10 protein-coding genes are annotated in these 12,175 nt (G+C 63.3%); 2 read left to right on the top strand and 8 right to left on the bottom strand.

Annotation, left to right across the window (positions count from 1 at the left end; genetic code table 11):
- Position 1: 1 nt before the first annotated feature.
- From JOE27_RS02730 to JOE27_RS02715, 4 genes are all read right to left on the bottom strand, one after another.
- Positions 2-1,336 (bottom strand): MFS transporter, encoded by a 1,335-nt coding sequence (locus JOE27_RS02730; RefSeq protein ID WP_174141469.1) that lies wholly within the window; start codon positions 1,334-1,336, stop codon positions 2-4.
- A 114-nt stretch (positions 1,337-1,450) separates the two neighbouring features.
- Positions 1,451-2,662 carry a M24 family metallopeptidase gene (locus tag JOE27_RS02725; RefSeq protein ID WP_174141468.1) on the bottom strand — a complete coding sequence of 404 codons (1,212 nt, stop codon included), beginning with the start codon at positions 2,660-2,662 and terminating at the stop codon, positions 1,451-1,453.
- A gap of 238 nt (positions 2,663-2,900) precedes the next feature.
- On the bottom strand, positions 2,901-5,159 hold the full coding sequence (gene katG / locus JOE27_RS02720; RefSeq protein WP_119688822.1) for a catalase/peroxidase HPI: 2,259 nt from the start codon (positions 5,157-5,159) through the stop codon (positions 2,901-2,903).
- 312 nt (positions 5,160-5,471) lie between these two features.
- Positions 5,472-6,350: a DMT family transporter gene (locus tag JOE27_RS02715; RefSeq protein ID WP_012314122.1), complete on the bottom strand. Its 879-nt coding sequence runs from the start codon at positions 6,348-6,350 to the stop codon at positions 5,472-5,474.
- A 227-nt stretch (positions 6,351-6,577) separates the two neighbouring features.
- Between JOE27_RS02715 and JOE27_RS02710 the strand changes: the two genes are divergently transcribed.
- Positions 6,578-7,402, top strand: coding sequence for an aldo/keto reductase (locus tag JOE27_RS02710; protein ID WP_119688821.1), 825 nt, complete (start codon positions 6,578-6,580; stop codon positions 7,400-7,402).
- A gap of 26 nt (positions 7,403-7,428) precedes the next feature.
- On the opposite strand, the gene JOE27_RS02705 is transcribed toward JOE27_RS02710, so the two are convergent.
- From JOE27_RS02705 to JOE27_RS02690, 4 genes are all read right to left on the bottom strand, one after another.
- Entirely contained in the window at positions 7,429-9,528 is a 2,100-nt protein-coding gene (locus JOE27_RS02705; RefSeq protein WP_204917788.1) for an EAL domain-containing protein, read from the bottom strand.
- Between the two features lie 136 nt (positions 9,529-9,664).
- Entirely contained in the window at positions 9,665-10,159 is a 495-nt protein-coding gene (locus JOE27_RS02700; protein ID WP_115275073.1) for a GNAT family N-acetyltransferase, read from the bottom strand.
- Between the two features lie 120 nt (positions 10,160-10,279).
- The gene (locus tag JOE27_RS02695) at positions 10,280-10,492 is read right to left on the bottom strand and encodes a PLDc N-terminal domain-containing protein (protein WP_012314118.1); all 213 of its coding nucleotides are present in this window, start codon (positions 10,490-10,492) and stop codon (positions 10,280-10,282) included.
- A 53-nt stretch (positions 10,493-10,545) separates the two neighbouring features.
- A complete protein-coding gene (locus JOE27_RS02690) occupies positions 10,546-11,025 on the bottom strand; it encodes a hypothetical protein (protein WP_046785487.1) in 480 nt (159 codons plus the stop codon).
- Positions 11,026-11,164: 139 nt separating this feature from the next.
- Here JOE27_RS02690 and JOE27_RS02685 point away from each other — a divergent pair, with 139 nt between their 5' ends.
- Positions 11,165-12,172 (top strand): GlxA family transcriptional regulator, encoded by a 1,008-nt coding sequence (locus JOE27_RS02685; protein ID WP_046785488.1) that lies wholly within the window; start codon positions 11,165-11,167, stop codon positions 12,170-12,172.
- Positions 12,173-12,175: the final 3 nt, after the last annotated feature.

Genomic DNA, 12,175 nt, shown 5'->3' with positions numbered 1-12,175 from the left:
CTCAGTCTTTCAGTTCGTCATGGGCCGTTTCCCGGCACATCAACATGGCCACCAGCGCCACCAGCGCCGCCGCCAGCAGGTACCCGGCCGGCGCCAGTTTGCTACCAGTCACATGAATCAACCAGGTGGCGATGAACGGTGCCGTCCCGCCAAACAAGGCGTTGGCCAGGTTGAAGCTCAAGGCAAAGCCACTGAAACGGACGCGGGTGGGGAAGATTTCCGCAAGCAGGCAAGGCAAGGTGCCGTCGTTCATCGCCAGCATCGCCCCGAAGAAGATCTGGATCGCCAGGACCACCAGCAGGGGCTGACCATCGAGCAGCTTGAACAGCGGCACGGTCAACCCCAGGAACAGCAGCGAAGCAACCACCAGCATGGTCTTGCGGCCAAAGTGGTCAGACAGGCGTCCCATCAGGAAGATCAGGCCAATGTAGGTGGCCAGGGAAACCGTCGAGGCGATGAACGAGTCACGCTCGCTCATGCCCATTTCATTCGACAGGTAAGTGGGCATGTAGCTGAGCAGCAGGTAGAACGCCACAGCATTGAGGCAGGTAACCCCGATACCGATGGCCAGGCTGCGGCGGTGCCGGCTCAGCAGTTCGCGGATCGGCGCCGGCGTCATGCAAGCCTTGCTTTCCAGCCGCTGTTCCATCTCCAGGAACTTGGGTGTGTCCTGCAGGCTCATGCGGATATAACGTCCCACCAGGCCGAACGGTGCCGCCAGCAAAAACGGCAGGCGCCAGCCCCAGCTGTGCAGGTCTTCAGTGCTGAGCAGTTCATGCAAGGCCGCGACGAATGCTGCACCGAACAACAGCCCGGCCGCGGTGCTGGCAGGCACGATGCTGGTGTACAGCCCCCGTCTGCCAGGCGGTGCGTATTCAGCGAGAAACGCCGCAGCGCCGGCATACTCGCCCGAAGCGGAAAAACCTTGCACCAGGCGGATCAGCAACAGCAGGCACGGTGCCCACAGGCCGATCTGCGCATACCCCGGCAGCAAGCCGATGCAGAAGGTCGAGATCGACATGATCAGGATCGACAGTGACAGCGCGTTGCGCCGCCCATGGCGATCGCCGAAATGGCCCCACACCACCCCGCCCAGCGGGCGTACGAGGAAGGACAGGGCGAATACCGCGAACGTCGCCAGCAAGCCGCTGGTCTTGTCGGTTTGCGGAAAGAAGGTGGCGGCGATGATGGTCGCCAGGTAGCCGTAGGCCGCGTAATCGAACCATTCGACGAAGTTGCCCATGAAACTGGCACGGGCGGCCTTGCGCAGGGCCTGGCGTTCGGCGCCTTGGGTGGCACCGGCGAGGGTGGGAGCATTCAGGGTGGTGCTGGACATGACGGATACCCTCTGGTTCTTCTAATTGGAGGCAGGGTCTGAAGGTCATACAGTTAGTTGTTATTGTGTTGTTTGTGCCGGCCTCTTCATTCGCGCAGAGGCCGGCACCTGTCATCATTTGCGAATGATGTTGTGCTCCGGTCCATACGGGAACTTGGTGATGTTCTCGGCACCCGTTTCATTGACGATCAGGATGTCATGCTCGCGGTAGCCCCCTGCCCCCGGCAGCCCTTCGGGCAGCATGATCATCGGCTCGATCGATACCACCATGCCCGGTTCCAGCACCGTATCGATATCCTCGCGCAGCTCCAGCCCTGCCTCGCGGCCGTAGTAGTGGCTGAGGGTGCCGAATGAGTGGCCATAGCCGAAGGTGCGGTACTGCAGCAGGTCATGGCGCAGGAAGATCTCGTTCAGCTCGCGGGCGATATCGCAGCAGCGCATGCCCGGGCGCACCAGCTTGAGCCCTGCCTCGTGCACTTCGACGTTGGCTTGCCACAGGCGCAAATGCTCGTCCGGGCAGTGGCCCAGGAACAACGTACGCTCCAGTGCGGTGTAGTAGCCGGCGATCATCGGGAAGCAGTTGAGGCTGAGAATGTCGCCCGGGTTTACCTTGCGGCTGGTCACCGGGTTGTGCGCACCGTCAGTGTTGAGCCCGGACTGGAACCAGGTCCAGGTGTCCATCAACTCGCTGTCGGGGAAACTGCGGGCGATCTCGCGGATCATCGCCTGGGTGGCATGCAGTGCCACTTCATATTCCGGCACCTGGTCCTGCAGCGCCTCGACCACCGCCGCACCGCCAATGTCGGCCACCCGCGCACCGTGGCGAATGAGCGCCTGCTCCTCGGCGGACTTGATCATGCGCATGCGCATGCAGGGCGCACCGATGTCCAGCAGCTCGGCCCTTGGGTAGCAGGCAGCGAGCTTGGCATGGTTCTGCAGGTTGAGGTGGTCGTACTCCACGCCGATACGCGACGCCAGCGGTAGCGCCTGCTGGATGGCCACAAAATAGTTGTCGCGCTGCCAGTCGGTATAGACGATGTTGTCGGTGCCGACCGTACGACGCCAAGGTTGGCCACCGTCGATGTTGGCGCTGATCGACACCACCTTGTCGTGGGTCACCACCAGTGCATAAGGGCGGCCAAACGAACAATAGAGGAAGTCGCTGTAGTAGTTGACGTTGTGGTAGGAGGTGAAAATCGCCGCCTCGATATCCTGCTCGGCCATGTAGGCCCGCAGCCGGGCATGGCGGGCGGCGTATTCCTGTGCGGAAAAGGTCGGTTTAGCCTTGTTGCCGTTGCGGATCTTCAGGGTCTGGGGCATTTGCATGGTCGGTGTTCCTTGTCGTTGTGAGCACGCTGTTTCAGGCCGGCCGCCTGAGATGCATTGCAGCAGAACGAACGAGGACGCTTTTGTACCTATCCGACCTGGAATTGGCGCGATGGCCACTGCCCCATTGCAAACAAGCCGGCCCCCACAAGCACTCCACCGCCTTCAGGCTTTGTGGTGTAACTGTGGGGGCCGGCTTGCCGGCGATTGGGCTGCAAAGCAGCCCCAGTCATCGCGTTTATTTCAAATCAAAACGATCCAGCTCCATCACCTTCACCCAAGCCGCAACGAAGTCCTTGACGAACTTGTCCTTGCCATCGCTGCTGCCATACACCTCGCTCAGCGCCCGCAACTGCGCATGCGAGCCGAACACCAAGTCCACACGGGTGCCTGTCCACTTCACCTGCCCGGTCTTGCGGTCGCGGCCTTCGAAGCTTTCGTTGTCGCCCGAGGTGGCCTTCCACTCCACACCCATGTCCAGCAGGTTGCGGAAGAAGTCATTGCTCAGGGTGCCAGGCTGGTCGGTGAACACGCCGTCCTTGCTGCCGCCATGGTTGGCACCGAGCACCCGCAGGCCGCCGATCAGCACGGTCAGTTCCGGCGCGGTGAGGGTCAGCAACTGGGCTTTATCCAGCAGCAGTTTCTCGGCCTTGACGCTGTAACGCGCCTTGGTGAAATTGCGGAAGCCGTCAGCCAGTGGCTCGAGCACAGCAAACGACTCGACATCGGTCTGTTCCTGGGAGGCGTCGACACGGCCCGGGCGGAATTGCACGTTGCCAGCGTAGCCGGCATCTTTGGCGGCCTTTTCCACAGCGGCGGTACCGGCCAGCACAATCAGGTCGGCCAGAGAGATGTGCTTGCCACCGTTGTTGAATTCACCCTGGATCTGCTCCAGTGCCGCCAGCACTTTGCCCGTGCCCTGGTTGGCTGGCCAGTCCTTCTGCGGCGCCAGGCGCAGGCGCGCACCGTTGGCGCCACCGCGCTTGTCGGAACCACGGAACGTCGAGGCGGCCGCCCAGGCGGTGGATACCAGCTCACCGACGCTCAATCCCGACGCCAGTATCTTGCTCTTGAGCGCGGCAATGTCCTGCTCACTGGGTAACGCTTGATCGGCCTTGGGCAGCGGGTCTTGCCAGAGCAGTTCCTCGTTGGGCATTTCCGGCCCGAGGTAACGTGCCAGGGGGCCCATGTCGCGGTGGATCAGCTTGTACCAGGCACGGGCGAAAGCGTCTGCCAACTGGTCGGGGTTGTCCTTGAAGCGCCGGGCAATCGGCTCGTAGATCGGGTCGAAGCGCAGGGCCAAGTCAGAGGTGAGCATGGACGGTGCGTGGCGTTTGCCTGGGTCATGGGCATCCGGCACGGTGCCAGCGCCTTTGCCCTCCTTGGGCTGCCACTGGTGGGCACCGGCCGGGCTCTTGGTCAGTTCCCACTCGAAGTTGAACAGGTTGTTCAGGTACTCGTTGCTCCAACGCGTTGGCGTAGAGGTCCAGGTCACTTCCAGGCCGCTGGTGATGGTGTCGCCACCCTTGCCGGTGCCAAATTTGTTGGCCCAGCCCAGGCCTTGCAGTTCAAGGCCGGCGGCCTCCGGTTCGGGGCCGACGTTATCAGCAGGGCCTGCGCCATGGGTTTTGCCGAAGGCATGGCCACCGGCGATCAGGGCCACGGTTTCTTCATCGTTCATGGCCATGCGGCCGAAGGTTTCGCGGATATCCTTGCCCGAAGCCACCGGGTCGGGGTTGCCTTCCGGGCCTTCCGGGTTGACGTAGATCAGGCCCATCTGCACGGCGGCCAGCGGGTTTTCCAGGTTGCGCTCGGCCGACAGGTCGCGGTTCTGCTCTTCACCGTGCTTGGCGGGTTCGGCCACCAGGTCCCCCTGCCCGGGCGCCTGGGCCTTGACCTGGTCCTTGCCGTAACGGGTGTCGCCGCCCAGCCAGACCTTTTCCGAACCCCAGTACACGTCTTCGTCCGGCTCCCACACATCCGCCCGGCCGCCGGAGAAACCGAAGGTCTTGAACCCCATCGATTCCAGGGCGACGTTGCCGGTGAGCACGATCAGGTCGGCCCAGGAGATCTTGTTGCCGTACTTCTGCTTGATCGGCCACAGCAGGCGCCGGGCCTTGTCCAGGCTGACGTTGTCGGGCCAGCTGTTGAGCGGTGCGAAACGCTGCTGGCCAGAGCCGGCGCCGCCGCGGCCGTCACCGATGCGGTAGGTGCCGGCGCTGTGCCAGGCCATGCGGATGAACAACGGGCCATAGTGGCCAAAGTCGGCCGGCCACCAGTCCTGGGAGTCGGTCATCAAGGCGGTCAGGTCTTGCTTGAGCGCCTGGAAGTCGAGGCTCTTGAACGCCTTGGCGTAGTCGAAGTCCGGGTCCATCGGGTCGGACTTGGCGCCATGTTGGTGGAGAATCCTGAGGTTGAGCTGGTCAGGCCACCAGTCTCGGTTGGTGGTGCCGCCACCTGCGGTTTGATGGAACGGGCATTTCGATTCGTTCGACATCTGCTGTTACCTTTGGGTCGGTTATCCAGATTTCCGGTCTATGCCAGGTGTTCTTTGAGCCGAGCACATGGGCTCATGCCTACCCCTCATCAGGTCAGGTCGGTCACGTTCCGACAGGGGCTTGCGAAGCTGTCACGGCGTGGCGGCAGGGTCTTGCACCCAGGTGCTCTGACGCCGCCCGCAGGGGAATTCGCAGGGCCACGATCAAGACTAGTCGAGCTTGGGCAGACTTCTAATAGAGTGGCTATTGGAGGGTGATAGGTAGGCTCTGTCAGGATTGCCGGGCAGGCGACAGCGCCCCCTGCCACCGGCTCACTTCCTGCGTTGCATCCAGGCTGCCCCAAGCCCACTCAGGCAGATGATGGCGATACCCAGCAAGGTGGTGCTATCGGGCACCTGCCCGTAGATCAGCAACCCCAGCAAGCCGGCAAACACGATCTGGCAATAACTGAACGGCGCCAGCAGAGCCGGCGCGGCGTGGCGGAAGGCCTGGGTCAGCAGCAGGTGCGCACTCATGCCGAAACCGCCCAATGCCAGCATCAGCAGCGCGTGGTCCCAGCGCGGCAGCTCCCAGAAGAACGGCACCAAAGCACTCATTACCAGCGTGTTGCACAGCCCGGCGTAGAAGTTGCTGGTGGTGGGGCTGTCATGGGCGGCGAGTATGCGCGTGAGCAACTGGTAGAAGCAGAAGCCCAGCGCCGAGCCGAAGGGGTACAGGATTGCCGGGGTGAACATCGCGCCACCGGGGTGCACCACCACCAGCACGCCGATGAATCCCAGCACCACCGCCACCCATTGCCCTGGCGTGACGCGCTCCTTGAGCAGCGGCGCCGACAGCGCAGTGACCAGCACCGGGGCCAGGAAGTTGACCGAGGTCGCCTCGGCCAACGGCAGGTACTGCAAGCCGGTGGTGAACAGCAGGCTGGTGCTTAGCAAGCTTAACGCGCGCAACGTCTGTAGCACCGGGCGCCGGGTGCGCAGCACATTCAGGCCGGATTTGGGCAGGAATATGCCGGCCATCAGTAGCGTGTGCACCAGGTAGCGGGCCCACACCACCATGATGATCGGGTATAGCCCACCGAGGAATTTGGACAAGGCATCGTGGCTGGCGAACAGGAACGTGGCCACCACCACCAGGGCGATGCCGCGCAGGGGGTGGTTGACTCCGGACAGCGGTGTGCTGGAACTCATGGCGTTCTCGATGGCGGCGCTGCGGCATGCAGCGCCAGGTGAAGGCAGTGCGACAACAGGGATTCTAGAAGAGATACGACGACTTAAGGAAGGTCAATTGACACGCCGGTTCAAGGCAATGTGTTTTCCGTTCGCTGATCGACCACTTTCAGCTCCCTACTCGTCGCACCTGAGAGGCGAAACGCGCACCATCGAACGTGGCCCTCGAACCCGAACAAGGAGTTTTCATGCATAGGCTCACCACCCGCAACGGCCTCGACCTACCCAGCATCGGCCTGGGCACCTGGCCGATGACCGGCGCCGAGTGCACGCGTGCAGTTCACCAGGCACTGGAGCTGGGTTACCGGCACATCGATACCGCCACCGCCTACGACAACGAAGCTGCTGTTGGCCAGGCGTTGCGCGACAGCAGCGTGCCACGCGAACAGATCCACCTGACCACCAAGGTCTGGTGGGACCGCCTGGCGCCCGAGGCCATGCGCCAATCCCTGGAGAACAGCCTGCGCGCCCTGGGCACCGAGCAGGTCGACCTGTTCCATATTCACTGGCCCGGCAAGGACTGGGACCTGGCCCGTAGCATCGAGACGCTGGTGGCCCTGCGTGACGAGGGCAAGGTACGCAGCATCGGCGTGGCAAACTTCCCCCTCGGCCTGCTGCGCCAAGTGATCGAAACGCTGGGCGCGCCGCTGGCGGCGATCCAGGTGGAATACCACGTGCTGCTCAGCCAGCAACCGCTGCTCGACTATGCCCGCCAGCACGACCTGCTGCTCACGGCGTATACCCCGCTGGCCCGCGGGCGGGCGGCGGCGCAGCCGGTGATCCAGGACATCGCCCACAAGCATGGTGTGTTGCCGAGCCAGGTGGCGCTCAAGTGGTTGCTGGACCAGGGCGGCGTGGCGGTGATCCCCAAGGCCAGCAGCCGCGAGAACCAGCTGAGCAACCTGGCGGCGCTGGATGTGCGCCTGGATGATCAGGATCGGGCGCTGATTGCCGGGTTGCCAAAGGATCAGCGGGTGGTGAACCCAGACTTTGCGCCGGACTGGAACAGCTGAATGCCAGGGGCCGCTTTGCGGCCCCTTCAACCCACCGCCACAGCCACCTGCTTCAACCGCTCCCCCGCCGGCACCGGCCGCCCATACAGATAACCCTGAAAGTGCGAGCACCCCTCCGCCGCCAGGCGCTGCATCTGCTCCTCGGACTCCACCCCCTCTGCCGTGGTCTTGATCATCAGGCTGTTGGACAGCTCGGTGATCGCCCGAACGATGGACATCGCCTCGCGGCTGTCGCACATGTCATGCACGAACGACTTGTCGATCTTGATCCGGTCGAACGGGAACGAGCGCAGGTAACCGAGCGACGAATACCCGGTGCCGAAGTCATCCAGCGAAATCGACACCCCCAGGTCTTTCAGCGCGCGCAAGGTACGCACGTTCTCCTCGCTGTTGCCCAGCAGTACCGATTCGGTGATTTCCAGCTCCAGGCGCTGGGGCGCCAGGCCCGAGTCGGCCAGGGCCAGCGCCACGGTATGGACCAGGTTGGCGTTCTTGAACTGCACCGGTGACAGGTTGACCGACACCGTCTGCTCACTGTCCCAACTGGCCGCCTCCTGGCACGCCAGGTTCAGCGCACGGGTGCCGAGTTCGTGGATCAGCCCGGTCTCCTCGGCAATGGGAATGAAGTCCATGGGCATGACCATGCCACGGGTCGGGTGCTCCCAGCGCAACAGCGCCTCGTAGCCAGTCACGCTGCTGGTCTGCTGGTCCACTATCGGCTGGTAATGCAGGTGCAACTGCCCAAGGTGCAGCGCAGTGCGCAGGTCGGTCTCGACCAGGCGGCGCTGGCGGGCGGCGACATCCAGTTCGACGTGGAAGCACTCGTAGCGGTTACGGCCATTGCGCTTGGCTTCGTAGAGGGCCATGTCGGCGTAACCGAGCAGCTGTTCGGCCTGCTCATTGTCATCGGGGGCAATGGCGATGCCGATGCTCACGCCCACCGTGAACTGGTGGCCTTCGATCTGGAACGGCGGGCAAATCGCTTCAATCAGGCGCTTCGCCGTATTGCAGGCAGCCTCGCGGCCGTCCAGGCCAGTCAGCACCACGGCGAACTCGTCGCCGCCCAAACGGGCCAGGGTGTCTTGCTCGCGCAGCTCGCGGCGCAGGCGCTTGCCCAGGGCGCGCAACAGCTTGTCGCCGAAGGCATGGCCGAGGGAGTCGTTGATGTTCTTGAAGTTGTCCAGGTCCAGGCACAGCGCTGCGGTCAGCTTTTCGCTCTGCTGGCCGCGCACCAGTGCCTGCTTGAGCCGCTCGTTGAACAGTGTGCGGTTGGGCAAACCGGTCAGCGCGTCGTGGTGCGCCATGTGGTGGATCTGGGCGTGGGCGGCCAGTTCCTCGGTGGCGTCCTCTGCCACGAACAACACATAGTCGGCCTGGCCCTCGCGGTTCTGGCTGAGCAGTGCGCGGCTGCGCAAGGTACGCGGACCACAGGCGGTATCGACCCGGGTTTCAGCAGCATAACCCTTGGGGTTGCGCGCGCCACGGGCGAGCTGCTGTTCCAGGTAGTCAGCCGCAGCCGGTGCCAGGCACTCACCCGGCAACTGGCCGATCATGCTGCTGCCGCGACCACCGAACAGGCGTTCGGCCTGCTGGTTGGCCAACAGGATGCGCTGGCTTTCCAGGTCCTGGACGATAACGCTGGCGGGAATGTTGGCGATCACCGAATCAAGGAACTGCGAGAGCTTGGTCATCTCCTGGCTGTACTGTTCAGCCAGCTCCTTGGCCTGCAACAGCTCCAGTTCCTGCTGGCGCCGCTCGGAAATGTCGCGGGTGACCTTGGCGAAGCCAATCAGATGGCCGTTGTCATCGCGCACCGCCTCGATCACCACGTGGGCATGAAAGGTCGAGCCGTCCTTGCGCAGGCGTGCGCCGGTTTCTTCGAAGCGGCCCGTGTCGCGCGCCTGCGCAAGGTTCTGCTCGGGCAGGCCGGCGACGCGCTCGGCTTCGCTGTAGAACAGCGAGTAGTGCTTGCCGACGATTTCGTCGGCAAGGTAACCCTTGGCCCGCTGGGCGCCCGGGTTCCAGTTGGCGACGATACCGTCGGGGGTGAGCAGGTAGATGGCATAGTCCACCACGCTCTGGATCAACAGCCGATACATGATGTCGGGGCTTGCGACTAGCGACATGAAAATTTCCCTGAACCTGCAACGCGCACGAAAAGGAACCCCAGGCCAGAGCGACCGGGTCTTGAATACGAGGTAATGGCATTATGCCGCTTGAGTGGATTTTGTGAAGTGGCTCACAGTTTTTTGCCAGCGCCGCTCAGTGGTAAGCGGACGTAACCTTATAGGTGAGCAGGTCCGGGTCATCACCCAGCACGATTTGCTGCACCGGCCGCGGCAAGTCGGCCACGACGGCTTTGCAGAAGGCAACGGCGGTGGGGTCCGGCGCATAGCAGCGCAGGAGCCAGTCTCCGGCACCGCTGAGCAACTGCAGCGCGACCGCACGGCCAATACCCTGCCGGCGGTAGCGCTTGAGGATGAACAGGTCGGCCAGCTCACTGGCATTGATGCCAGGCAGCTCGCTGCGCTCGACCAGCACGAAACCGGCAATGAAACCATCCACCAGTACCAGGTTTGCGCTCCAACCGTTTGCAAGCCAATAGCGCTGCAGGTGCTCTTCGTGAATGTAGAAGCGCCCGTCTACCTCGACGTCTTCCTGCTCCCAGTCAGAGGACTCGTAGGCATAGAACTGATAGAGATTACGGATCAGGTCGGCCTGGTCGCGGGTAGTGGTGAGCAATTCGATGGGCAGCATGGGGGGCTCGGGCACAGGGGTGGTTGAAAGGCTTTCATGTTGAAAGTACCGGCCCCCAGATTATGGCTCAACTCAGCGCCATGAACGGCATCAGGCGCCCCGCACCTGATGCCGTGCCCCTCACTTTTCTTGCAGTACCGCCCTGCCCTTCACTGCCCGCGGCCCGCGCCAGGCCCAGAACAGCAACCCGGGGAACGGGGCGTAGACGACGAAGACGATCCATAGCATCTTGCGCTCCGCGCGCCGTTCGCTGCCGATGATGTGCCAGATGGCGAAGATCTCCAGCAAGATGACCAAGGCCGCGACAATGATCCAGATCGTTCCGATTTCCATGAGCACTCTCCCGTTGGCATGTAAAGGGTTGGGTTACTGCCAGCGGCAAGGGTTCATTCGGATTTACTTGCCTGGGCCTTTTCCAGTGCAGCCTTCAACGCCTTCGCATCAGCGAACTCCTGCTGGCTGACCAACGCTCCCTGCTCAAGCTGCAACCACAGCACCTTGCCTTCCTGCCCAGGATAGCGGCTGGCCACCTGCCCTTCACGATCAAGCATAACCCGGTAGTTGTAATCACGCATGGCCGGGATGGCGAACAGCTTGCTGATCAGCGCCGGCATGCGCTGGATATCCGCCACAAACACCGCATCGCGCGACTCCAGGTAGCCCTTGGGCTGTTCAGCCAGGGCCGCCTTCACCAGCTTGGCGCCGTCCATGTCGCGGGCCACCAGCAGCACATGCGTGCCGGCGTCCAGGGTATAGGGCTGGTCATGCTGGTCGAGCAGCGTCCACGGTGCGAGCTTTTCCCCGGTTTGCAGGGCGTTTGCCACCAGTGGCAGCAGGCTGAACAACAGGGCGACGGCGTATTTCATCGAGGTTCTCCAGGTGGGAGGCGCCAGCATAGCCCAGTTGCCTCAATACGACCTCCAATACCACAGGCCCACCCAGGCGATTGTCTTTCCCCTGGCTACCGGCCACACTCGCCAGGCCATCCAGGAAGCGGAGTCCAGAGTGCCCACCCCACGCCAGTTCAGCAAGAAGACCAGCACCACCAACATGCTGCGGCTCAAGGCCACCGCGGGCAGCCCCCAGGCGCCCTACCGCGTCGACTTCGTCCTGCTCAAACACTTCTCCATGGCCAGTTTCACCGTGGCCATGGACGTGCTGGTCACCGCCAACCTGCTGCGCGCCGACAGCTTCAGCTTCACCCCACTGTCGCTGGACGGCGACCGGGTACTGAGCGACCTGGGCCTGGAACTGGTGGCCACTGACCTTGTTGCCAGCGAACTGAAAGCACTTGACCTGCTGATCATCTGCGGAGGCTTGCGCACACCGCTGAAGTACCCCGAACTGGACCGCCTGCTGGATGACTGCGCCGCCCACGGCAAGGCCCTGGGCGGGCTATGGAACGGCGCCTGGTTTCTTGGCCGCGCCGGGGTACTGGATGACTATGGCTGCAGTATCCACCCCGAGCAGCGCGCCAGCCTGTCCGAGCGCAGCCCGCAGACACGCATCACCCCGGCCAGCTTCACCCTGGACCGTGACCGGCTCAGCGCCGCCAGCCCCAATGGCGCCATGGAACTGATGCTCGGCCTGGTCCGCCGCCTTTACGGTGACGGCCTGGCAGAAGGCGTCGAAGAAATCCTGTCGTTCTCTGGCGCCCGCTACCGGCAGGTCGGCCCGGGGGCGAAAAAGTCGATGAGCCTGCACCTGCGCACCATCGTCGAGCTGATGGAGAACAACCTCGAGGAAACCCTCAGCCTCGACCAGTTGGCGGCCTACAGCGGCCGCTCGCGGCGGCAGATCGACCGCCTGTTCCAGGCCCAGTTGGGCACCTCGCCGCGGCGCTACTACATGGAACTGCGCATCACCAAGAGCCGCCGCCTGCTGCAGTACTCCGACCTGTCGGTGATGGAGGTTGCGGTGGCCTGCGGCTTTGTTTCGGTGTCGCACTTCAGCAAGTGCTACGCGGCCTACTTCGGCTACCCGCCGTCACGTGAGCAACGGCTGGGCGAGTGAACG

The organism is Pseudomonas sp. M5, from assembly GCF_016907075.1.
Classification (GTDB): Bacteria; Pseudomonadota; Gammaproteobacteria; order Pseudomonadales; family Pseudomonadaceae; genus Aquipseudomonas; species Aquipseudomonas putida_E.
The sequence above is the reverse complement of the archived record's forward strand: the minus strand, read 5'-3'. Positions and strand labels throughout refer to the sequence as shown.